The organism is Niallia laureatilytica, assembly GCF_046613985.1.
GTDB lineage: Bacteria > Bacillota > Bacilli > Bacillales > Cytobacillaceae > Niallia.
The window spans coordinates 181,541-204,646 of record NZ_JBKKHP010000007.1 but is presented as its reverse complement, the minus strand read 5'-3'; the positions used below and the strand labels follow the sequence as shown (position 1 = coordinate 204,646).

General features: G+C 36.6%; 19 protein-coding genes and 1 riboswitch. Of the genes, 5 read left to right on the top strand and 14 right to left on the bottom strand.

The genetic code is table 11. The annotated features are described in order from the left end of the window. The first annotated feature begins 106 nt into the window (after positions 1-106). Both ACLIJJ_RS17750 and ACLIJJ_RS17745 read left to right on the top strand, forming a co-directional pair. Positions 107-361, top strand: coding sequence for a hypothetical protein (locus ACLIJJ_RS17750; RefSeq protein WP_411411404.1), 255 nt, complete (start codon positions 107-109; stop codon positions 359-361). A gap of 69 nt (positions 362-430) precedes the next feature. Beyond that, positions 431-733, top strand: coding sequence for a hypothetical protein (locus ACLIJJ_RS17745; RefSeq protein WP_251646711.1), 303 nt, complete (start codon positions 431-433; stop codon positions 731-733). A gap of 210 nt (positions 734-943) precedes the next feature. Here ACLIJJ_RS17745 and cydC read toward each other — a convergent pair whose 3' ends face one another. From cydC to ACLIJJ_RS17725, 4 genes are read right to left on the bottom strand one after another with little or no spacing between them, the layout of a single operon-like run. Beyond that, the gene (gene cydC / locus ACLIJJ_RS17740; RefSeq protein ID WP_411411403.1) at positions 944-2,662 is read right to left on the bottom strand and encodes a thiol reductant ABC exporter subunit CydC; all 1,719 of its coding nucleotides are present in this window, start codon (positions 2,660-2,662) and stop codon (positions 944-946) included. After that, positions 2,659-4,392, bottom strand: coding sequence for a thiol reductant ABC exporter subunit CydD (cydD, locus tag ACLIJJ_RS17735; protein WP_411411402.1), 1,734 nt, complete (start codon positions 4,390-4,392; stop codon positions 2,659-2,661). The genes cydC and cydD overlap by 4 nt, the downstream gene beginning before the upstream one ends. Before the next feature lie 28 nt (positions 4,393-4,420). Continuing rightward, positions 4,421-5,434 carry a cytochrome d ubiquinol oxidase subunit II gene (locus ACLIJJ_RS17730; RefSeq protein WP_127739823.1) on the bottom strand — a complete coding sequence of 338 codons (1,014 nt, stop codon included), beginning with the start codon at positions 5,432-5,434 and terminating at the stop codon, positions 4,421-4,423. Beyond that, positions 5,431-6,783, bottom strand: coding sequence for a cytochrome ubiquinol oxidase subunit I (locus ACLIJJ_RS17725; protein ID WP_233314897.1), 1,353 nt, complete (start codon positions 6,781-6,783; stop codon positions 5,431-5,433). Before ACLIJJ_RS17725 ends, ACLIJJ_RS17730 begins: the two co-directional genes overlap by 4 nt. 437 nt (positions 6,784-7,220) lie before the next feature. Between ACLIJJ_RS17725 and ACLIJJ_RS17720 the strand changes: the two genes are divergently transcribed. Continuing rightward, positions 7,221-7,679, top strand: coding sequence for a DUF2262 domain-containing protein (locus ACLIJJ_RS17720; protein ID WP_251646717.1), 459 nt, complete (start codon positions 7,221-7,223; stop codon positions 7,677-7,679). A 168-nt stretch (positions 7,680-7,847) separates the two neighbouring features. Here the strand turns inward: ACLIJJ_RS17720 and ACLIJJ_RS17715 are convergent, their stop codons facing one another. From ACLIJJ_RS17715 to ACLIJJ_RS17685, 7 genes are all read right to left on the bottom strand, one after another. Next, positions 7,848-9,287 (bottom strand): glycoside hydrolase family 1 protein, encoded by a 1,440-nt coding sequence (locus ACLIJJ_RS17715; protein ID WP_411411401.1) that lies wholly within the window; start codon positions 9,285-9,287, stop codon positions 7,848-7,850. 62 nt (positions 9,288-9,349) lie between these two features. Next, the gene (locus tag ACLIJJ_RS17710; protein WP_341079640.1) at positions 9,350-11,215 is read right to left on the bottom strand and encodes a beta-glucoside-specific PTS transporter subunit IIABC; all 1,866 of its coding nucleotides are present in this window, start codon (positions 11,213-11,215) and stop codon (positions 9,350-9,352) included. A gap of 126 nt (positions 11,216-11,341) precedes the next feature. Then, positions 11,342-12,184, bottom strand: a complete 843-nt coding sequence (gene licT, locus ACLIJJ_RS17705) for a BglG family transcription antiterminator LicT (protein ID WP_237943160.1) — start codon at positions 12,182-12,184, stop codon at positions 11,342-11,344. 181 nt (positions 12,185-12,365) lie between these two features. Next, the gene (locus ACLIJJ_RS17700) at positions 12,366-13,211 is read right to left on the bottom strand and encodes a hypothetical protein (protein ID WP_233314892.1); all 846 of its coding nucleotides are present in this window, start codon (positions 13,209-13,211) and stop codon (positions 12,366-12,368) included. A 68-nt stretch (positions 13,212-13,279) separates the two neighbouring features. After that, a complete protein-coding gene (locus tag ACLIJJ_RS17695) occupies positions 13,280-13,744 on the bottom strand; it encodes a hypothetical protein (RefSeq protein WP_237943162.1) in 465 nt (154 codons plus the stop codon). Positions 13,745-13,968: 224 nt separating this feature from the next. Further along, positions 13,969-14,958, bottom strand: a complete 990-nt coding sequence (locus ACLIJJ_RS17690) for an aromatic ring-hydroxylating dioxygenase subunit alpha (RefSeq protein WP_233314890.1) — start codon at positions 14,956-14,958, stop codon at positions 13,969-13,971. Between the two features lie 22 nt (positions 14,959-14,980). Next, positions 14,981-16,324, bottom strand: a complete 1,344-nt coding sequence (locus ACLIJJ_RS17685) for a nucleobase:cation symporter-2 family protein (protein WP_233314889.1) — start codon at positions 16,322-16,324, stop codon at positions 14,981-14,983. Between the two features lie 154 nt (positions 16,325-16,478). Continuing rightward, positions 16,479-16,580: riboswitch (purine riboswitch) on the bottom strand. A 168-nt stretch (positions 16,581-16,748) separates the two neighbouring features. On the opposite strand from ACLIJJ_RS17685, the gene guaD reads away from it, so the two are divergent. Further along, the gene (gene guaD / locus ACLIJJ_RS17680) at positions 16,749-18,113 is read left to right on the top strand and encodes a guanine deaminase (protein ID WP_411411432.1); all 1,365 of its coding nucleotides are present in this window, start codon (positions 16,749-16,751) and stop codon (positions 18,111-18,113) included. 168 nt (positions 18,114-18,281) lie between these two features. Here guaD and ACLIJJ_RS17675 read toward each other — a convergent pair whose 3' ends face one another. From ACLIJJ_RS17675 to ACLIJJ_RS17665, 3 genes are read right to left on the bottom strand one after another with little or no spacing between them, the layout of a single operon-like run. Beyond that, complete coding sequence (locus ACLIJJ_RS17675; RefSeq protein WP_411411431.1) at positions 18,282-19,454, bottom strand: amidohydrolase; 1,173 nt, start codon at positions 19,452-19,454, stop codon at positions 18,282-18,284. Between the two features lie 45 nt (positions 19,455-19,499). Then, positions 19,500-19,832: a hypothetical protein gene (locus ACLIJJ_RS17670; protein WP_233314887.1), complete on the bottom strand. Its 333-nt coding sequence runs from the start codon at positions 19,830-19,832 to the stop codon at positions 19,500-19,502. 25 nt (positions 19,833-19,857) lie between these two features. After that, on the bottom strand, positions 19,858-21,192 hold the full coding sequence (locus ACLIJJ_RS17665) for an LLM class flavin-dependent oxidoreductase (protein WP_411229674.1): 1,335 nt from the start codon (positions 21,190-21,192) through the stop codon (positions 19,858-19,860). A gap of 292 nt (positions 21,193-21,484) precedes the next feature. On the opposite strand from ACLIJJ_RS17665, the gene ACLIJJ_RS17660 reads away from it, so the two are divergent. After that, positions 21,485-23,035: an ABC transporter substrate-binding protein gene (locus ACLIJJ_RS17660; RefSeq protein ID WP_411229623.1), complete on the top strand. Its 1,551-nt coding sequence runs from the start codon at positions 21,485-21,487 to the stop codon at positions 23,033-23,035. Positions 23,036-23,106: the final 71 nt, after the last annotated feature.

The window sequence follows — 23,106 nt, the reverse complement described above, 5'->3', positions numbered from 1 at the left end:
GTTTTAGTTGGTAAAAATTACAATAATTTGATAAAATTACTCATAGGTGATTAAATGACTGTTCTAAGGAAGGAAAAACAAAATAATTTTGTATCCATTATAATTAGTGCATGCATTTATTGCTGTAATTGTAGTGTTGTATATTTCTAGACATCATCCTAATACATTTAGTTTAGATAAAGTGGTAATTTGCTATTTAATAGTTATTGCCGGAAGCATTGTAGCCTTTATTTTATCTTTTAAAAACAGGATAAACTCTGCCCTGTTTGTTGTTAGCATAGTATCAAGTCCTGTTTTAATTGTGATAATGTCAATCATTACATTTCTTTTAGCATTGGCAAATGGAATTTCAGAACCGTAATAGTATTAAAAAGGTGATTAGACTGTACTGTAACCCATTTTTTAGGTATCTAAGGAGGTGTAAAAAAATATGAGTGAACAGACTCAGGAAATTAGAAAAGGTTTTAACCCAATTGCACTTACTGTTATTTTACTTGTTTTAGCATTTATAGTGTTCTCTGTTTTTCGATACTTTCCCAATGTACATATGCTGGTTAGTATAACCCTATATTTTATAATCGACATTGGGTTTATAGTAGCAATGATATTAGGAATAAAAACGAAAGATAAGCCAATCATGGTTTTCAGTATTATTTCTAATTCCATCTTTTTTGTACTGTTATCTTTGTTTACTTTTTTGCTGTTAGTAGCATATGGGATAGGAGGACCATAAAAGTCTCTACTTGGAGGCTTTTTTGTGCTTATTTATGGGTAAATCCTTACAAACAATTTCACTTATAAGTAAGCTCCTTTACCAACAAGAATATAATCCAGCTTATTATAAAAAAATCCAGCTATTCACAGCTGGATTTATTGGAATTGGTATTATTTAAGTACATTTCTTCACAAGGTTCTCTGTATTAATATTAACTTTTATACTTTTTTATAGTAAACTTTCTTCTAATGTTTTCATTTCATAGAAGTATCCTTGTTTGTTCATAAGCTCTTGATAGGAACCGGATTCTATAATATTTCCTTGGTCCATTACAATAATTAGATCCATTCTGTCTAATCCTTGCAGCCTATGACTGATTAGTATTAAAGTATCCTCTTTTGCATATTCGAAAAGTCGCTGATAAATACTTTGTTCTGTCAGTGCATCTAATGATGAAGTGGGCTCATCTAATAACCACAGATGTCCTTTCTTTAGGAAAGCTCTAGCAATGGCTAATCGCTGTTTTTCTCCTCCTGAAAGATTTTCACCGTTTTCTAATACTTGCTGATCTAATGAAAATTGTTCAAGATTTACGTTAGTTAAGGCAGCTTTCAACTGATCATCTGTAAGTTCAGCTCCAGCTAATTTTAGATTTTCTCGGATGGTACCATAAAAGAAATGATTTTCCTGCAACACTACCTTTGCTTGTTCCCAGATTGCTTCGCCTGCAATACTTGCTGTATCTTGTTTATCCCAGAATACTTTACCGTTTTGAACTTGTAGTAACTTTAAGGCAATTTGCAGTAATGTGGATTTTCCAGAACCACTTGCACCTACAATTGCTACTTTCGATTTAGATGGTATCGTTAATGAAAGATTAGGGATTGTTGTCCGCCAATCGCCTTGGTGTGTAAACTGGATTTCTTTAAAGTGTAGTGATGGGGCATTATCCGGTAATTTAAATATAGTCGCCTTAGTCTCATTAACCTGTATGTCTGGGTCTTCTACTACATCATATAAACGCTTGGAAGCATCACTGCTTTCTTGCATATAGATTGGAAAGACGGCCATTGGTGCTGCAGGCTCAAAGACAGTAAGGGAAACCATGACTAGCATTGCCAAAAATATCCCTTCTAATGTACCATTCGTAACTAAATATGCTCCAAAGCCTAAGACAAACCAGCTGACTACAAAGGTAATAAATCCATTAAAAGATTGACTGGATATTTTATTTATATTTTCAGCTTTTTGTTGAGCAATATAGGCTTCTGATTGACTTATTAAATGATTTTGTTTTGTTTGTAATTGTTGAAATAACTTTAAATCACGAAAGCCAAACATCATTTCTGTAATATATGTGGATAATTCACCACGTTCATTTCTAACTTTGCCATTAATCTTCACTTGTCTTAAGGTAAATAGCGCTGGAATAAGGACGGTGGTCAATAAAAATCCAATTAAAAGGATTACAGCAATCTCCATTGAATAGAAGCTAGCAAAGAAAATGGTACTAATAAAAACAAGTAATAACACCATTGGTGGGTAAAAAACTCTCAGAAAGAAATTTTGTAAACTTTCTACGTCTCCAACTACACGTGCTAGTAAATCTCCACTTCTATACTTTTGAAAAACATTTGGAACAAGTGGAGTTAATTTTTCAAAAAAAGCCACTCGCAAATTACTTAAAATGGTAAATGTTGCTCTGTGGGAATAAAGACGCTCTCCGTATTTTGCCCCTGCTTTAACTAGACCTAATAATTTTACAGTTGATGTTAATACAATTAATGTATAAAAGGGAGGGGTTAAGGCCGATTTAGAAATAAGATAACCACTTGCTGCAAATAAACCTACACTACTAATTCCAGCAATAAAGCCACAGATAACCGCAATAACGATATCTTTTTTCTCTATTAAAACTAGTTTAATTACTTTTAGCAAAGCGCTCATTGTTTAGCCCCCCCTTTTTGAATGGTAACAATTTTTTTATATGCTGGGATATTCTCAACCAAGTATTCATGCGTACCAGTTGCTTGTAACTGCCCATTCTCTAGATAGAGAATCTGATCTGCATTTTTAATGGTATGCAATCGATGTGCTACCGTTATAACAGTCGCCTTTTCACTTAGCATTTCAATCGATTGCTGCAAGATACTTTCCGTAGCAAGATCAAGTCCTCGTGTTGGCTCATCAAGTAAAACTATATTCGGTTTTTTCAGAAAGGCTCTGGCAATGGATACCCTTTGTTTCTCGCCGCTAGATAATCCCCTGCCTGCTTCCCCTATTTCTGTTTGAAACCCTTTTTCTAAAGATTTTATAAGTGGTAAAAGCCCAGCCAATCTTGCAGCCTCTTCTATAGCTGTTTCGTCTACCTTATCTGTAATCCCCATTGATATATTTTCAGCTATCGTACCAGAAAAAATATAAGGGTGCTGTGAAATGTAAGAGATCTGATTTAACCAGGAAGCTTCTGTATAGTTAGTCAGCTCTCTACTATTAATTTTAACTGACCCATGATCTGGAGTTATCATTCCTGCCAATATGTTAAGTAAAGTAGATTTCCCTGTTCCACTTGCACCAACTATGGCAATCTTTTGTTTTGGCAAGAACGTAGCAGTGACCGGCTTTAATTGAAAGTCCCCAACAGGATAGGTATATCCTACTTGATCAAGGAATATAGTTGGAGGAACATCCTGCTTTGGCAGCTCTTCTTTTCCCCATAACAACAAGTTTTCTTGTTCCTCAAATTCTTCTAATACTTTTTTCGTCGCTCCCATACTTGCTCTGCCATTATGGAATGTTGTTCCTAGTTCTTTTAATGAAGTAAAAAACTCAGGAACTAATATAAGAATTAAAAAGGCCGTGAAGAATGACATGTTTTCATAAATAATCATCTGTATAGCCAATTCCAGTGCAACAATTCCTATACTTAGCATAGAGATAAGTTCCAGTGCAAAGGATTGTGTAAAAGCTATCTTTAATATATCAAGAGTTGTATCACGAAAACTTAAGCTACTCTTTTCTAATTCGTCTTTTTGACGCTTTGTTTGGTCGAATAACTTTAACGTAACAAGCCCTTTTAATGCATCTAAAAAGTTACCAGAAAAAGAAGCTAGTTTTTCTAACTTCTCTTCTGATTTTTTTTGCGTTTTAATTCCGATGATAATCATATAGATCGGAATAAAAGGAGCGGAAACTAATAGTATTAAACCTGAATTGATATGTTGTGTAAAAATGATTATTAGCACTAAAATCGGTACAAAGGTGCTCTGCATCACTTGCGGAATAAATTGACTATAAAAGCTATCCATCTCATCCACACCATCAAGCAGCATACTAACCTTTTTACCTGTTTGCCCTTTTTCTGCTAACTGAATAGAGCTACCAGCATATTTCGTTAATAATTCTTTACGCGTAGCATTCTTTACATCGCTCGCAATGGAAACACCGATACGTTTACTTAGATAATCAGAACTAGATCTAATCAATAGTATGAATAATAATAGGATTAACCATGGTATAACTGCTGAAAAGGTTTGACGATTCAAGAAGACACCATCCACTATATTCGTCATTGCGAAAGCCTGTGTAATAACGGCTATACCAAGTATTAATGTTAATCCCATTAAAAGAAAAATTCTTTTTTTATATAACCAGATGGTCTGCTTTAATTTTTGCATAATCAATTCAGCCCTTTGTTCAATCTCATTATTTTTTACCCTTCGCGTAATCTGCATCAAATAAGAACAGACGCATTAACAAAATCAGGGAAGGAACTAATAATAGCAGTCCAGCTATAAATGCAACAATAAGTGCAATTCCCATCGAAGGATTTGTAACACTATTTTCTATACTGATTTGCGGATATAGTAAATATGGAAACTTGGCCATGCCGTATCCAAAAAAGGCAAAAAGAAATTGCAGCATAATCGCTATAAAAGCAACACCATAATACTTGCCAATATACAATAGACTAATCGCAATTAAGAAAAATGCCATCGATAGACCAAAAACCCACCATAAATCAATCATATTTTCGTAATTTTGCTGATTGCGCTGACTTAAAGCTATCATGGTTGTAAGTGCCATAATAATGGTTGGTGTTGCCCAAAAAAGTGCCCATTTTCTTACTAAATGAAGTGCCGGTATATCATTTGCTCTTGATGCATAGTACGTTATAAAGCTCGCACTAATAAACAGGACAGAGACAATAGCCAAACCAACAATGCTCCAAGCCAATGGACTAGTAAATAACTCAAAGTATTTTAATGATACGTGTCCATTTTGTTCTGTAATGAATCCGCCCTCAGAAATCGTTAAGGCAACCGATAGAGAGGCTGGGATAAATAGCCCTGTTGCACCATATAGAAACATATAAATATTACTTTGTTTTGACCCATAATTTTCAAAAGCATAAAAGGAACCGCGAATAGCTATCAAAATGATGGCAAAACTTGCGGGTACAAGTAATGCTGATCCATAGTAATAGGCTGTTGATGGAAAGAATCCAACAATACCAACAAAAAAGAATACTAAAAATACATTTGTTACCTCCCAAACTGGAGATAAATAACGTGAAATAATTTTATTGATAATGTGATCTTGTTTCGTAACTTTTGCATAGTAAGCGAAAAAGCCTGCACCGAAATCTATGGATGCCACTATTAGATATCCATATAAAAATATCCATAATACACTAATCCCAATTACTTCATAGCTCATTTTTTATCCCCCTTATTAAGTTCAGGGTAGTATTTCTCTAATTCGAGTTCCACAGGCTTATCTTTAAATAATTTCCTTAAAGTAAGGACAAATAGGGTTCCAAGCACTAAGTATAGTGCTAAAAATAAGAAAAACATGTGAACAATATAGGGAGATTTAGTTGCTGCCTCTTCCACTGTCATATATCCTCTTAAAATCCATGGCTGTCTGCCCAGCTCTGCAAATACCCAGCCAAATTCGACTGCTAACATCGCAAGTGGGCCTCCTAAAGCGAGTAACCATAATACAAACTTGTTATGGACATCCCATCGTTTAAATCTACTTAACACTAGATATAGGAATGAAATTCCTAATAAGAAAAAGCCAATCATAACCATCAAATCAAACAAATAGTGAATGATTAATGGTGGTCGCTCACCTTCTGGGGTTTCCTCAAGACCTAGTACCTCACTCGTAAAATCACCATGAGCTAAAAAGCTTAGAAAACCTGGGACTCGAATAGCTCCAACGACTTCATTGTCTTCATTTAACCATCCAAACAGAACTAGATCGGCATTTCCCTCTGTTTCAAAGTGCCACTCTGCAGCTGCTAATTTTTCTGACTGGTGCTTAGCTAGATACTTTGCTGATAAATCTCCACCTAATGCAGTTAGCATAGAGAACACAAACATAGAAATAACAGTCATTTTTAATGCTTTCTTATGATATTCTGCAGCACCTTTCTTTTTTAATAGTGCAAACGCAGCAATGGTAGCTAAAATTGCAGCAACTGTTAAATATGAACCTCCTAAGACGTGAAAAACTCTTGTTGGAGTTGACGGGTTTAACATTGCTTGCAATGGATTTACAGCAGTAAACTCACCATTCACCATTGTAAATCCGTCTGGTGAATTCATAAATGAATTCACTGTACTAATGAATACTGCGGACATACCTGCACCGATGATGACAGGTAAAGATAATAACCAGTGTGTATATTTCCCTTTAAATCGGTCCCAAGTATATAAATAAATCCCCAGGAAAATTGCTTCAAAGAAAAATGCAAAGACTTCCATAAACAGCGGCAATGCAATTACATTACCTGCAAGCTCCATAAAGTTAGGCCATACTAAAGATAGCTGTAAGGCTATAGCCGTCCCTGTAACCACACCTATAGCTACAGATATTACAAAACCACGGGACCAGCGTTTAGCTAATAATTCATAATGTTTGTCTTTCTTTTTAATTCCAATAAATTCAGCTAAAGAAATAAATAATGGTACTCCTACACCTAATGTAGCAAAAACAATATGAAAAATTAGAGTCATAGCAGTAATTAATCTGCTTACCGTAACTGTATCAAACTCCATTTTCACCCTCCTCAAAATGTAATTTTATGTGAAATAATGAACAAGTTATTGCATACTTTGTTACTCTTTGCACAATAAAATGTATCATTCCTTCATTTTCATTTAAAAAACCACATATCCACCTTTTTAATTCATCGTAGTATATGTATTTCTTTTTCTATTTCCACTATATTTATAATGTTAACATGGATTTCTATAAAAATTTATGTCCATTTTTCGAAGGATTTTTTTCCCAAATGACAATATTTAAATAACATATTATTTCGAATTATTAATTTAAAGTTCTGATAGAGAATAATGTTGATGTTCCTTTTTTAACTATCGGGGTAGTTAGTGGAAGAAGGGTTAATTAATTTCTATAATGAATTAGAGATAAAAAAGCAAGAAAATAGTGATGTAATCAATAGAGGATTATGTTAATAGAAAGGTGCCAGGAGATGAAAAAATCAATACAAAGTAGATTCATTGGAGTGTTTACATATAATGACGATTTAAAAGTATATGAGGCAAATGAAGGGAAAATACATTGGAAATTAGATATAAGAAATGAATTGGTTGATGTAGATGAGATGTTGAAAAAAGCAGAAAAACTTTTTTCATGTATAGAAGAATTTGATAAAAATGCAAAAGTATCCATAGCAGAGAAATTGATTGATTATAAAAATGATTTTTGGCCCGAGTATGATGAGGATGATGAAAATTTAAATTGGGATGCTGTAGATGCAGGGGAATATGATATAACAAAAGAAAATTTTCAGGAAGCAATTACCCTTTATGACATCGAAATTAGAGCAAATGAAATTTACTGTGAATATGATGATGGAGATTTATTTGTTGGGCATAGAATACATGCTTACTTTGATAATAATTATGTGTTATTAAGGGCTGATGTATAGAAATAATTTTATTTTTTAAATTTTTTTGTGACAAACACTAAAGTCTTGGTCTTTTCTATTAAAATAAACATCAAAAATGACCTTTATCAGAGCCAATTTAATAGATTTTACCAATAATCCTTTTAAACAAACAAAAAGCATGAGAATAAGTCTCATGCTTCCTTAATTTTATAGCTCTTCCCCATTTGTTGCAATTACATTTTTGTACCAGTCAAATGATTTTTTCTTGCTGCGTTCTAATGTTCCGCTGCCGTCGTCATGCTTGTCAACGTAAATAAAACCGTAGCGTTTAGACATTTCGCCTGTTGATGCACTTACTAAATCGATACAGCCCCATGGTGTATAACCCATTAGCTCTACTCCATCTTGAACTGCCTCTCCCATTGCTTTTATATGTTCACGCAAGTAGTCAATGCGGTAATCATCGTTAATCGTTCCGTCTGCTTCTACTTTATCATAAGCACCTAAACCATTTTCGACAACGAATAAAGGTTTTTCATAACGATCATATAGTTGGTTTAGAGAAATTCTTAATCCAGTTGGATCAATTTCCCAGCCCCAATCACTTGCTTTCAAGAAGGAATTTTTTATTCCGCCTAGGATGTTACCTTGGCCCACTTCTTCTGGTTTCTTGTCTTTCTTTTCTGTACGAGACATATAGTAGCTGAGTGCAACATAGTCAACTGTATGCTCCTTAACTAGCTCTAAGTCGCCTTCTTTAATATCTAGTTCAATTCCATGTTCTTTAAAATAGCGCTTAATGAATGCTGGATAATGACCACGCACTTGCACATCTCCACAGAAGTAGTTGAAGATTTGTTCTTCTTGCAATGCGAATAGAACGTTCTCTGGGTTTGAATCTACAGAGTAAGTTGGCAGGTAAACAAGCATGCAGCCAATTTGTGCACCTGGAATGATTTCATGACAAAGCTGAACCGCTCTTGCACTTGCTACAAATTGATGGTGATATGCTTGGAATGTTAGCTGGTAGCGGTCTTCTTCACTTTGAATCGCAAATCCTAAACCAAGGATTGGCATATGTAGACTGCTGTTAATTTCATTGAATGTCATCCAGTATTTTACTTTATCTTTGTAACGGTTGAATAGTACTGTTACATATCTCTCAAAGAATGTTACTAACTCACGGCTTCTCCAACCACCGTATTCTTTTACTAGATGAATTGGCAATTCATAGTGAGAAATTGTCACAACTGGCTCAATATTGTATTTTAATAGCTCATCAAACACTCGATCATAGAATGCTAAGCCTTCTTCGTTTGGCGTAAGTTCATTGCCATTAGGAAAGATTCTGGACCAAGCGATGGACATACGGAAAGTTTTGAATCCCATTTCAGCGAAAAGGGCAATATCCTCTTTGTAACGGTGGTAAAAGTCAATTGCTTCATGGTTTGGGTACGTATATTTCTCTGTGTCTAGTTCAAAATCAAAGCCTGGATCTGAAAGCACTTTTAATCGAACTTTCCCGCCTGGAAGCACGTCTGGTGTGTTTAAGCCTTTTCCACCTTCATTTGAGGCACCTTCTAATTGGTTTGCTGCAGTTGCTCCTCCCCAAAGAAATCCTTCTGGGAACTTAAATGTTGATGTCATGTTTGTTTCCTCCTTTATATGAAGGAGAGAATAGTGTATCACTCTCTCCTTATTCACATTGCTTAAACGATAACCGTTAATAGTTTTTCGGATTGGACAATATTTTCTTCACTTGTTCCAACGACTTCTACATACTCACTTGTATTAGTGACAATCACTGGCGTTGTTACTGGATAACCAGCTTCTTTAATTTTCTCAATATCAAACTCTACTAACAGATCGCCTTGCTTTACTACATCATCTTGCTTAACATGCGGTGTATAGTATTGACCATTCAATTGAACAGTATTGATGCCTATATGAATTAATATTTCTGCTCCATCTGTTGAAGTAATACCTATCGCATGACCTGTCGGGAAAACGGTCGTAATCGTTCCATTTACTGGTGAAATAGCTTTTCCAACTGTTGGCTCAATCGCTATTCCTTTCCCCATTGCTTCTGAAGCAAATACAACATCGTCTACTTCTGATAATGGCAGTACCGTTCCTGTTAATGGGCTAGAAATTACTTCTTGTTTTATAAGTGGTTGTGCTTTTTCTTCTACTTTTTCTGCTTCTTTTTCAACTGGTTCATTCGATGCTTCTTCGTTCTTCTTTTTATCTTCAAATCCAAGCACTAGTACTAATACTAAAGCAATTACAAATGCAATGATCATTGGAATAATAAATGACACAATTGGTGTGTAAGCTGGAATTGTTAAGAAAGCTGGAAACGCAAAGGACATAGCTTTATTACCAAGAGCGCCACTTATTCCTCCTCCGATTGCACCAGCAATGGCAACGAAAGGAATTGTTCGTTTATTACGCAGCAGCAGTCCATAGATAATTGGCTCTGTTACACCTGCTAATGCTGCTGGTAAAAAAGTAGAACCAGCAACAGTTTTTACCTTCTTGTCTTTTGACTTTAAGAATATCCCCACTGCTAATCCCATTTGGGCAAACACAGCGGCGGAAAGCATAGCCATTAATGGATCATATCCTTCTGCTAAATTCTGCAGGATAAGCGGCACAAGGCCCCAGTGTAGTCCAAGTATTGTTAAGAAAGTCCAGCCTGCACCCATAACGGCACCTGCTAACCAACCACTCTTCGAACTTAAGAAGCTGATACCATCACCAATCCAGTTTCCTACATACACCCCAAATGGACCGAATGCCAGCACAGTTAATGGCACAATAATCATTAATGAAAGCATCGGCACCAAGAATAGCTGCAAGTCTTTATGAATAATTTTCTTTAAGAATTTATCTAGTAGTGCATAAATACAAATAGCAATAAACACAGGGAATACAGTAGACGAATAATCCATTAGTACAACTGGAATTCCAAGGAAACTAGAAACATTACTTGTCTCTGTCATTAACCCCGTAAAGTTAGGCTCAAGTAATGCAGCCCCAATTGTTCCACCAACATAAGGATTTGCGCCAAGCTTAGTAGAAATTGTAATCCCTAAAAGAATCGGAAGGAAATAGAATACTGCATTTCCAGCCGCAGACAGAATAAAGTATGTCCCGCTTGTCTCTGATAATAACCCAGTCATTGTTAAGACTGTTAAGATTGCTTTTAACATACCTGCACCGGCAAGCGCTCCGATTAATGGGGAGAAACTTCGTGATATTACTTCAAAAATTTGCGCCCCAATGCCTTGTTTCGGTGCATTTTCAGATGTTTGCTCCGAACTGCCAATATTAGCGATCTTGTTTATTTCTTTATATACTTCCGGAACATGACTTCCAACAACCACTTGAAACTGTCCGCCACTTTCTACAACACTAAGCACCCCGTCTAAGTTTTGCAGTGCTTCTTTATTCGCCTTGCTGCTATCGTTTAATTTAAAACGTAAGCGTGTTGCACAGTGAACAAGGCTTGAGATATTTTCTTCTTTTCCGACTAAATCAACTATGTCGTTAGCAAGTTTATTGTAGCTCATTTTCTTTTCTCCTTTTTATTTAATACACTTATATTCATTTCCCTGTTGACGTGAAATTTTCCAACAAAAAAAACCTAAATCAAAACATCTCTGTTTGATTTAGGTTTTGCCCGCAAGGTTACAACCCTATTTGTCATTATTGCTTTTGACAACTCGTTCTATATGGATCGTTAAATAGATCATTTCTTCATCTGTTAACACATAAGTATACATGCTTTCGATAAATTTCTTTATTTTCAGCGCACATTTATGTGCTTCCGGGTATTTCATCTGAATTACTTGATATAAATCATCATCTGTAGAGCTGTTATAGTGATTTCCTTTCACTAAACGCTGCGCAAAAAACTTGAGATGGGTAATAAATCGATAGAAATGCAGGGAATTCTCATTGAAATCAATTTTAAAGTGATACCTGACAAGTGTTAAAATTTCCTGCATAATCTTTGTCATATCATGAACAACTGGCATCTCTTCATTCAATTCAGCGTTGATGAAGTGAAGTGCCAAGAAGCCTGCTTCATCTTCTGGCAATATTACACCAAATTGATCACAAATCATATTCAATGCTTCTAATCCTACCTCATACTCATCTCTATACAGCTGTCTGATTTCCCATAGTAATCCGTTTTTTATAGGAAGGTGGTTCTTAAATCGATCCACTGCATAATAAATATGGTCCGTTAAATGAATATAAATGCTTTCGTTTAATTTCTTACCAAGCTTCATCTTCGCATATGCAATAATCTTCTCCGATAATTGCATATATTCAATCGGCATATCAGCAATCAAGGTTTTGAATTTCGTCATTATATCTTCGTTTTCTAAAGTGAAAATCTTATCGATTTGTTCTTCATCTATAAGATCACCAGCCCGCTTTTGAAAAGCTATTCCACGACCAATGATGATAATTTCTTGATTATCTTTTACAGAGATAACTGCATTATTGTTTAATATTTTCTCGATGTTCACTTTATTACCCTCCGATATATAGAGAAAAAGGCAAAACCCACCCTTTAAAAATAAGGTAATCGGTTTTGCCTGATTTAACAGTTACAATCCGTTCTGTATACGCTTCCTACATCTTATCAAATAATAATAAAAATAGCAAGTTAATTTTTATCAAGGGTACTTTAGCTCATTATTTTCCATATTAAAGAATGACTTTCCTAGCCTGTAAGAAGGCTTGGTTATTCTGAATCGTAACGTCTACATCGTAGTAACCACTTTCAAAAGAAGAGCATTTATAATCACCTGAACATCCTGTTACAAAGAATGGAGTATTAGGAAAATTGGAATGGATATTGGTTAGCTTGGAATAAAAAACATGGGCGTGATGTGTAAAGATCCCGAGGATTCTATTTCTAACATTAGCAGGAATGGCATTAAAAAAACGGTCCGTTTCTTGTCGGCTCACCACATGATCTGAGCTGACAGTATTATAAATTCCTGGTACATAAAGCGGCCAATGAGTATCGATAATATAGTAATGATTGTTATCCAGATTATTTAGGAGGTCAATGCTGTCTTGGCTGAATGTTCCCGTACCATTATCGAGCCAAACATGCTGCACTAACCCTTGAGTCCTTGGAATACTCACTCTGCCTGTTAACGGATTAAAATATTGCAGAAATAAACTTCTGCTGTCATTCCTGCTAGTATCTTCCCAGTTTCCTATCGACGTTCGGTAATATATATTTTTAGGTCCCAGATTATGGTCAACAATATTTTTAAACTGCTGATAATAACTTCGCGCTTCTGCTGTTGTAAAAGCTCCTAAAGCATGGGCGTTGTCTCCACCAAAAATGACATATCTTTTGTTCCCAGTGCTTAAAACGCGGGGGAGGAAGTTATTAAAAATACTTTGGCTATTTAAATAGCCTACATGACTATCGCCAATAACTGCTATGTTGACATTATATCCGGATGAAGCCTGTAAATTAGACTGTGTTAATGTACTAGGGTTAGAGACAGAATTACCCCTTCTTTTCTTATTCATTTTCATCACACTCTTTTTCATTATCTTCCTATATGATATTCAGTAATTTATAGTGTGCTTGTACACTTTTAAATACCTTCCCACAGCAAAATATATTCTGTGTGATATAAAGAAATATTTTTCAATATAGTTGATAATTTTGAAAGATTACTAATACTTTCATCCTTTGTAAAAGTGTTATCAAAATGATGGAGTGTATATTCGTCTAAATTACGAGCTATAGCTATTAACTGATTCGTTATGTCTGCTAATGTTTTAAAAGAAGAAGCAGTTATTATACAGATTCCTGCTAAAGCAATTCCTTTTTCTGTTGCTATCTTATTATGGAATTTATTTAAAAAATTTAAGTCATTTACAGCTAATTGCTCGAATTCTTTACTATCCGGATAAAATACTGGGATAGTACTGATTAGTTCCGTTTGACGAGGATGAGCCTCTCCTACATAACACAAAAAATCATCGTGAATATAAATAATGTCTATTATTTTATTTTTTGGTGTATGTAAAACTTTGATTTCATGAAAGTCAGTCATAAGCGTAAGCTCCTGTCTTTATTTAATCTTAACAGCATAACAAGGATGAACTATTTTAATGCTAGTCTATAAATCCTTTGCAAAGCTTTCCATGATTATGCCACTAATAACACTTGTTATAAAGTTCTAGAAACAATTCTCCCATTCAAAAAAGCACGGGTTTCCCCGTGCTTAAAAGTGTATTAAGATTAAAGTACTCCTGCAGCGGAAATCAATATCCCAGGCTACACTCTCACATGAACGGGTGTAGTCCCATTTTCCACACCTAACTGATTCAGCCATCTGCGATAAGCTATCGTTAGGGCATCTGATTTAAGATGCAGTTCTGCTTGTAAATCCAACGGAAGCAGTTCTGGCTTTTGGCTTTGTACAATATCTAAATCTTGATAAAAGATAGTGTCTTGGAACTCAACAAATGGTTCGTCAGGCATATCTAAATCATAGTTTCTTGTTAACAGCATATATGCTTGTGATTGTTCATTATCTACTTGATTAACAATCAGTAAAATAGTTAATGCATCGTCTGAGCCTTCTGATGTCTTCGTAAAACGAGCTGTTGTTGGATTTAAGATTTCGTATACATAATCTGCATAGCCACCCTTTGAACGTCCGTCAGGATTTGGCTGATAAACAGGAATTTTGCTTGTAATATAGCGATTATCGATAAATTCTACTTTATAATCTACTACTTCCGCATGTTCCTCGTCTCCTAGTAAACCTTCATGTACGAACATAAGATGTGAAACATCAAGAAAGTTCTCAATAATTCTTGGTGCATTTGCTCCTACATCATAAGGACCACAGATGACAGTACGATGATTCTCCATGTTGAATTCTGGATAAGAAATAAGCGGAGCTGGATTGTCACCTAAATTAACCCAGATTAGACCAAGATATTCTTCACAATGATATACAGTTGCTTTTGCCTTCTTTGGAATAGCTCTTCCATTTGGAAGGGCTGGAATCTTTACACAGGCTCCAACACAATCATATTCCCACGCATGGTAAGCGCACACTAAATTTCCGTTTTTCACCTTTCCAAGCGAAAGGGCAGCGCCGCGGTGGATACATAAATCCTTAAAGGCATGAACTCCCTTTTCATTGCGGAAAATAGCGACTCTTTCTCCAAGTACAAATACTTGTTTTGGATCTTCTAATAATTCCTCTGCTTTACATACTGGATGCCATTCATTCCATAATCTATCTTGTTGCATTGTGTAAGACTCTCCTCTTTTTCTAGTTTACGTTCATGGAAACATCATTAACTTTTACTTTATCGTCTTTTTTCTGTGGAAGCACTAGGTTCAGAACTAATGCAGCAATCGCTCCGATAGCTGTTCCAGATGATACAAAATAAGTAACGATTTCTGGCAATCCAGCTAACACATCTGCAGGCATTAATACAGCGAATAATGCAAGCATAATCGGCACACCGATAACAAGCATATTTCTTTCTGTAAATGCTTCATCTTTAATAACTTTAAAACCATTCATCATGATAACAACACATAAAATCGCAAACACACCATTAATTACTACACTTGGGATACAGGCAATTAAGCTTGTAAGCTTTGGCATCATGCCAAGCAGCACTAAGATTACTCCACCAACAATAATTGGTTTACGGCTTTTCACCCCAGTTATCGCGATAATACCTGCATTAGAAGAATAACCTGTTACAGGTGTCCCCCCAAAGAAGGAACCAACGAAACAGCCTAACCCTTCCCCAAGAGCGCCGCCATTTAATCGCTTTTCATCCAGCTCTTCTCCAGTTACTTTACTGACAGTAAACCATGTTCCAGTAGTTTCAATAGTGACAATAAAGTAAACAACGACCATTACTAGAATGGCATGCAGATTAAACTCTGGCATACCGAAAGAAAATAGACCTGGCATTTGGAACCATGCTGCTTGCTTTAACGAATCAAAATGAACTAATCCAAAGAATGACGCAACAATAGAGCCAATAATAAGTGCTAAAACAACTGATACAATTTTAATATATCTCCATTTGGATTTAGCTTTTTCTCCGACATACATACAGAAGATAAGAACAGCCGCAGTAATGGTAGCTACTAGAATATTCTCTCCAAAGCTGCCTTCTGCTGTATAAATGGAGTTGATGGCACTCGGCATTAACGAAAGGCCAACAACCACTATAACCGTTCCTGCAACGATTGGCGGTATGATTTTTCTGACAACCTTGCTATAAACCTTGAGCGGATAACCTAATAAAGCAACAATTAATGCACCAGGAATTAAACTGCCAATCATGGCACCGATACCTGACGTTGTGCCAATCGCTGCTAATGCACTTAATGGGACAAAAGACGGCCCTTGCATAACTGGAAGCCTCATGGCAAATCCTGCTTGAATAATCGTGGCAATTCCGCATGCGATAAACGTCATTTGAATCAATAAGGCACTATCTGATACGGAAAAAGAAAGTAACCCGGCCAAAATAATTGGCGGAATAAATAAATCCATTGCTAATACTTGCTGTAAACCTAGAAAAATCGACTTGCCAACGGAAATTTTTTCTTTTTGTTCCGTGATAGTCTCCTTCATCTCTTTTTCCATTTCCCCATTCCCCCTATAGGTTATTAGACATTCATATAATCAAAAGTTTCTACCAGCAAAAAAGCTCGAAATACATACTTTTCCAGACAACAGAAAAGCATGTACTTCGAGCTTCATAGTTCAAAGTATCAAAAGAATAGACCTATATTCATAAGCCATTCTTTTAGCTTTTCATAGTCAGTTTATTTACGGTAAACAGGTAGAAACTTGTAGGCCATATCCCCACGATTATATGAAAAACACTATTTAATTTTGGTTTGTTACTACAATACCACGAAATTTATTAAGTTCAAGATATTTTTCAAAAATAATTTTTCTTGTTTCTTTAAATCTAGCAAAGCGATATGATTTTCTGTAGACTAGCTACTAATCATCCATTACAATGTTTATATTAACATAAAACACGAACAATAGGAAGGTGTTTATTATTAATTATACGTATATTTTTCACGGCACTGCATTCACTAGTTATTCTCCTAAAAAAGTAAATATCTTGAAAAACCACCTCTTCTTTGTAAATGCTGAAGGCTTAATCGAAAAGATTGTTAGCCCTGAAGAAGAGGATTATGCTTCCCTTTTAACTGCACACAAAGAAGATGCCAACTTTCGGCAATTAGATGAAGGCCAATATTTTTTACCTGGTTTTGTCGACTTACATGTTCACGCTCCGCAGTGGGCACAATCAGGGACTGCCCTTGATCTCCCGCTATATGATTGGCTGCATACGTATACTTTCCCCCTTGAAGCAAAATATGCAGATTTATCATTTGCTGAGTCAGTATATGAAGATTTAGTTAGCACCTTACTCGCCAATGGAACTACAACTGTGCTTTATTTCGCGACAGTTCACAAAGAAGCAAGCTTATTATTAGCAGAGATTTGTGCAAAAAAAGGACAACGAGGCCTTGTAGGAAAAGTAGTGATGGATGATCCAGAACAAAATCCTCTCTATTACCGTGATGCTGATACAGAAACAGCTCTTAAAGATACAGAGGAGTTTATCCTTGCCGTACAGGAATTAGCCAAAGATGTGAAGCAAGGCGTCTACCCTGTTGTTACACCTCGCTTTATACCAAGCTGTTCAGACGAAGCGTTGAAAGGACTAGGTGATTTGGCTGCTAAATATGACACTCATATACAGTCCCATTGCAGTGAAAGTGATTGGGCACACCAATATGTAAAAGATAGATTGCAAAAAAAGGACGCCTTTGCACTTAATGATTTTGGATTGCTAGGCGAAAAATCAGTTATGGCTCACTGCAATTTCCTTGATGACAACGATGCTGCATTGTTTGCAAGCACCGGCACTGCCATTAGTCATTGTCCATTATCGAACGCATATTTCGCCAACAGTGTCTTACCTTTAAAACGATTTCAAGCAATGGGAATTGATATTGGCCTTGGAACCGATATTTCAGCAGGCGCAACGCCAAGTATTTATGACAATGCAAAGCAAGCAGTCGTCTCGTCTCGCATGCTAGAAGATGGTGTCAGCACTGCACTTTCTGCAGAAGAGCGCGGTGTGCCAGATTCTCGCATTTCCATTCATGAAGCCTTTTATTTAGCTACAGCTGGCGGTGGTGAAAGCTTAAGCCTGCCTATTGGAAAAATAGCAGAAAACTATTCGTGGGACGTTCAAATTATTGATACAAAAGCGCCCGCAGCTAAGCTTCCTATTTTTAATTCAGAGGAAGAATTAGATGATATTTTCCAAAAAATACTATACCTTGTTCGTCCAGAAAACATTAAAGAAGTGTGGGTCCAAGGAGAGAAGGTTCATTCACGTTAGTAATAGAATTAGCAAAACACGAACATTCATTATCACTTGCCTGTGTTATGGGATGAGACTTCACCCTGTAAAAATAAAAAAAGAAGACAACTCTTTAATAATAGAGAGTTTGTCTTCCGTTTGAAAGGACTCTTCATAGGGTCCTTTTAAGCTTATAATCTACTTCCATCAGCTAGATTTTTTTGCGAAATTTTCTGCATAAATCTTATTTAACGCCTGTTCTGCAAGATCTGCAAAGTAATAAGCCGCCGGCAATATCGCTTCTTCATTCAGTGTATATTTTGGATGATGGAGACCATATTCACCAGATACGCCGATATTAACAAAAGCACCACGAATTAATTGCTGGTAAAAGGAAAAATCCTCTCCTCCTGATGTTGGTTCAACTTCGACTACTTTATAGCCATTTGTTTTTGCAATATGGCTCGCAAAGTTGGTCCATTCTGGGTCATTATTAACAGATGGCGGGCCAGCATGCCAGATTAGTTCCCCTTTTGCGCCATATGTTTCTGTTATTCCTTTAATGACTCGCTCGATTTTTTTTCGTATCGTTTCGCGAATATCTTCCTTAAATGTCCTTACAGTGCCTTCTAAGTAAACTGTCTCAGGAATTACATTCCAAGTGTTGCCGCCGCGGATTTGTGTGACGCTGATAACGGCTGTTTCACTCGGCTTCGTTTCTCTGCTTATAACTGCTTGTAATCTTGAAATAATTTCTGAGGCAATTACGATAGGATCAATACCTTCATGTGGTCTTGCAGCATGACTGCCTTTTCCCTTTATGTTAATTTCGAACCGGTCAACTCCCGCTGTTAACACGCCTTCCTTTACACCAAGGACACCGACCTCACTAAGCGGGTCATTGTGTAGGCCAAATATTGCCTCCACTGCGTTCAAACCGCCTGAATTTATAATAGATTTGGCACCATGGCCAGTTTCTTCAGCCGGCTGGAAGATAATTCTGACTGTTCCCCGCAATCTGTCCTGCCTGTTTTTCAGCAAATAAGCGGCTCCAATTATAACAGCTGTATGGAAATCATGGCCGCACGCATGCATAACACCAGGAATAGTAGATTGGAATGAGCTAACAGCTTCCTCATTAATTGGCAAAGCATCAATATCAGCCCTGATAGCAACAACCGGCCCATCAGACTTTCCTTTAACTTCGCCAATGATACCTGTTTGCAATGGTACATCCAGCACGGAAATTCCTGCGTTTTCCAGCCATTTCTTTATCTTCTTGGAAGTTTCTATTTCTTGGTTAGAAAGTTCAGGTTCAGCATGAAGATTCCTGCGAACATCAATTAAATGACTTTCCAGTTCATTCTTATTATCGCTCACTATATTTAATCCCAATTTTCATCCTCCCTTTCCGATAAGCTGCTTTTAAGATTCCTCCAGAAATTGCTTAAGTGATTTAACTAACCCGCCGCTCCCAAATTTGACATACTTGCTGTCTGTTTGGAATTGCTCTTGTTCCCACAAATATTCTAAGTAAGCAATAACATGAATCCGTCTGCTGATGATATTATGAATTCCGTGTGAATAAAACCATTCATCAATTGTATGGTAAATCCCTTTATTTATTTTGTATTTTTCATTGCACCATTGAAAGAACCGAACTTCGGGAAAATGAAGATATTCACAATGAGCAAATGCTTCCCTTTTCTTGATTCGAAATACTTTTTTTGAGACGACAAGCCCATAATCCAGCAGCATGTGAATTCCTTCCTCCCCTGTAAGTTTATTTTTGATTAATTGGCTGTTTTTCGTATTGGCTATGCTTGTATGCTAAACCTAAATTCTCGCGGAGCGTTGTACCAGTATACTCCTTATTGTAATAGCCCTTGCTTTCCAAAATTGGCAGGATGTGTTCAATCCAATCAGACAAACCGCTGCCAAGCACTGGGGCACCGTATATGAAGCCATCTGCAGCACCACCGTCAATCCAAGCAATCAGCTGGTCTGCCACTTGCTCATATGTTCCAAAAAAAGCGCTTTTCGGGGTTGTTACTTGCAGGGCAACCTCTCTTAATGATAGGCCATTTTCCTTCGCCAGTTTTTTGATGCCGTCTGTTGTAGAACGGAAGCTGTTTGCACCGACATCCCCAATTTCAGGAAAAGGCTCATCAAGAGGAAAGGCACTGAAATCGAAATGGTCAAAGAATCTTCCTAAGTAATTTAATGCTTCTTCTATGGATACAAGATTTTGAATAGCTGCATATTTTTCTTCCGCCTCTTCAATAGTTCTGCCTGCAATCGGGTGGATGCCAGGGAAGATTTTGATGTCATCCTTGCTTCTGCCAAGCTGCTCTGCCCGATTTTTCACGTCATCATAAAAAGCCTTAGCTTGTTCAAATGAATTCGAATTAGTAAAAACAGCATCAGCGTCCTTTGCAGCAAGGTATTTCCCTGCTTCAGATGAGCCAGCTTGAAAAATAACCGGCTGACCTTGCTTTGAACGTTCGATATTTAATGGACCTTTGACAGAGAAATGCTTGCCGGTATGATTTAAGGTATGCAATTTTTCTGGATTGAAAAACTGTCCCGTTGAGCGGTCTCTTACAAATGCGTCATCGTCCCACGAATCCCACAAGCCTTTGGCCACTTGCAAGTACTCTTCGGCAATTTCGTATCTTAACGCATGGTGAGGATGATCTGCTTTACTGTAATTTTCTGCTGATCCTTCTAATGGAGAAGTAACAACATTCCAGCCTGCTCTGCCGCCGCTCAGCTTATCTAACGAAGCAAACTGGCGAGCAATCGTGAATGGTTCACTATAAGAAGTAGATACTGTCCCGACTAAACCGATATTTTTAGTAATGGTGGCAAGCGCAGATAAAATCGTCAACGGCTCAAATCGGTTCAAGAAATGAGGAATCGATTTTTCATTAATATAAAGACCATCAGCAACAAAAGCGAACGTGAACCCAGCTTCTTCTGCCTGCTTAATGATAGATTGATAATATTCGATATTTACACTAGCGTCTGCAGGAACAGATTCATCTTTCCATGCGTTCATATGTCCTCCAGGGCCGTGCAGCATAACACCAAATTGAATTTGTTTTTTCTTTGTCATCATTCTCATCCTCCATTAGCTTTTTTTAAATACCAACAAATCTTGTAGGAATAGTTTTGATTATCATAAACCAAAAATTTGAAAATGTATAATTAGTATTTTTAAAGTCATGCTTTAATTTTATTAATACAGGTAACTAGACGGTTCTCAATTCCAAAAATTAGTATTTTTAAAGTCATTTATTAGTTTTTTTAATTTAACAAATCTTCTGTCAGATGTTAGCATAAGCACTAATCCTACAATACAAAGTTAAATAGTAGGAATTAAACTACACGCTACAGGGGGTATTACTTTGAAAAAAACAAAGTACAAATGGCTGTCATTATTACTTGTTGTATTCGTAATGGCTGGTTGCAGCAACAATACTGGCACAACAAGCAGTTCTGACAAAACGGACAATGAAGTTCAAGATGGAGGAACGTTGAATATCGCTTTTCAAAGTGAGCCTACCACACTTGATCCGCAAATCACCGGTAACTCTTCCGTAAAGGATGCAACAAGGAGTATCTATGAAAAGCTCGTTATTCTTGATGACAGCGGCAATGTTGTCCCAGATTTAGCCGAAAAAATTGATGTAAGTGAAAATAAGAAAGTATATACATTCCAGTTGCGTAAAGGCGTAAAGTTTCATAATGGCCAAGAAATGTCGGCAGATGATGTAGAAGCGTCTATTAATAGATGGATTAAGCTTTCTTCTCTCGGCAAAACAAACTTTATTGGAGCAATCGTTAAAAAAACAGGCGATTATACAGTGGAGCTCCATTTAAAAACACCTAATGTAAATACGCTTGCACTGCTCGCCGATCCAATTCCCGCAGCCGTTATTATGCCTAAAGAAATTATTGAAAATGCGCCAGATGAAGGGGCAACAGAATATATAGGAACAGGACCATACAAAGTGAAGGAATGGAAACAAAATCAATATTTAGTTTTAGAAAAATTTGCTGACTACTCTTCAGATGGCAGAGAACTAAAAAAAGAACCACATCTAGATGAAATTAAAATCAGTTTTATTACCGATGAATCTACAAGAATCTCTGGATTGACGACTGGACAATTTGATATTGCATTAGGAATATCCAGTGATAATGCACAGCAAGTCGAAGGGGCACAGACTGCTACCCTTGAATCAGCGCCTGGCGGTTTCTTAGGTCTTTTTTATAATTCACAAGAAGGATTTTTCAAAGACTTAAACGCAAGAAAAGCAGTCAATGCGGTCATAAATGCTGAAGACATCCTGTCCAGCTCTTATGGAAGTTCTGATTTCTATGAGTTAACTTCTTCTATTGTTAATAAGCAATTCCCGAACTATTACAGTGAAGCTGGCAGTTCAGAATATAATCAGCATGATCAAGATAAAGCAAAGCAATATTTGAAAGAAGCTGGCTATAAAGGCGAAGAAATCAAGATTTTGACTTCCCGTGACTATCAGGATCAATATAATACCGCTGTGGTTGTCCAACAGGAATTAGAGGATATTGGTGTCAATGTAAAACTGGAAGTATATGATTGGGCAACATTCGGTGAAAAATTAACGGATACAAGTAGCTGGGATCTTTACCCTGTTGATTGGGCTGCACGCTCCACGATTTTCCAAGGCTTTTGGACTTCATATGGTGCGCCTGTTGAAGAATCAACTAAATATTTAGAAGCTATTAAGGCTGCTGACAATGTGGAGGACGCCAGACCTGCGATTGATGCTGCCCAAAAGTATGTGTGGGATACACTGCCATTTACTTTAATTGGACATAAAGTTGCCTTAAATGCTGTTACCAATAAAGTAGACGGCTATGAGTTCAATCTTGGACCTGTCTTTTATAATATCAGTCTAAAAAACAATTAATACAACTTAAGAAGCAAGACTTGTGCTTACTTACTCCTGTCTTGCTTCTTCCATTTTAATTATCAATTTTG

What these genes read in the sequence shown, in the direction of transcription:
- ACLIJJ_RS17745 (WP_251646711.1), top strand. Translation starts at nt 431, where the DNA reads ATGAGTGAACAGACTCAGGAAATTAGAAAAGGTTTTAACCCAATTGCA.
- cydC (WP_411411403.1), bottom strand. Translation starts at nt 2,662, where the DNA reads ATGAGCGCTTTGCTAAAAGTAATTAAACTAGTTTTAATAGAGAAAAAA.
- cydD (WP_411411402.1), bottom strand. Translation starts at nt 4,392, where the DNA reads ATGCAAAAATTAAAGCAGACCATCTGGTTATATAAAAAAAGAATTTTT.
- ACLIJJ_RS17730 (WP_127739823.1), bottom strand. Translation starts at nt 5,434, where the DNA reads ATGAGCTATGAAGTAATTGGGATTAGTGTATTATGGATATTTTTATAT.
- ACLIJJ_RS17725 (WP_233314897.1), bottom strand. Translation starts at nt 6,783, where the DNA reads ATGGAGTTTGATACAGTTACGGTAAGCAGATTAATTACTGCTATGACT.
- ACLIJJ_RS17720 (WP_251646717.1), top strand. Translation starts at nt 7,221, where the DNA reads ATGAAAAAATCAATACAAAGTAGATTCATTGGAGTGTTTACATATAAT.
- ACLIJJ_RS17715 (WP_411411401.1), bottom strand. Translation starts at nt 9,287, where the DNA reads ATGACATCAACATTTAAGTTCCCAGAAGGATTTCTTTGGGGAGGAGCA.
- ACLIJJ_RS17710 (WP_341079640.1), bottom strand. Translation starts at nt 11,215, where the DNA reads ATGAGCTACAATAAACTTGCTAACGACATAGTTGATTTAGTCGGAAAA.
- ACLIJJ_RS17700 (WP_233314892.1), bottom strand. Translation starts at nt 13,211, where the DNA reads ATGAATAAGAAAAGAAGGGGTAATTCTGTCTCTAACCCTAGTACATTA.
- ACLIJJ_RS17695 (WP_237943162.1), bottom strand. Translation starts at nt 13,744, where the DNA reads ATGACTGACTTTCATGAAATCAAAGTTTTACATACACCAAAAAATAAA.
- ACLIJJ_RS17690 (WP_233314890.1), bottom strand. Translation starts at nt 14,958, where the DNA reads ATGCAACAAGATAGATTATGGAATGAATGGCATCCAGTATGTAAAGCA.
- ACLIJJ_RS17685 (WP_233314889.1), bottom strand. Translation starts at nt 16,324, where the DNA reads ATGGAAAAAGAGATGAAGGAGACTATCACGGAACAAAAAGAAAAAATT.
- ACLIJJ_RS17670 (WP_233314887.1), bottom strand. Translation starts at nt 19,832, where the DNA reads ATGCTGCTGGATTATGGGCTTGTCGTCTCAAAAAAAGTATTTCGAATC.
- ACLIJJ_RS17665 (WP_411229674.1), bottom strand. Translation starts at nt 21,192, where the DNA reads ATGACAAAGAAAAAACAAATTCAATTTGGTGTTATGCTGCACGGCCCT.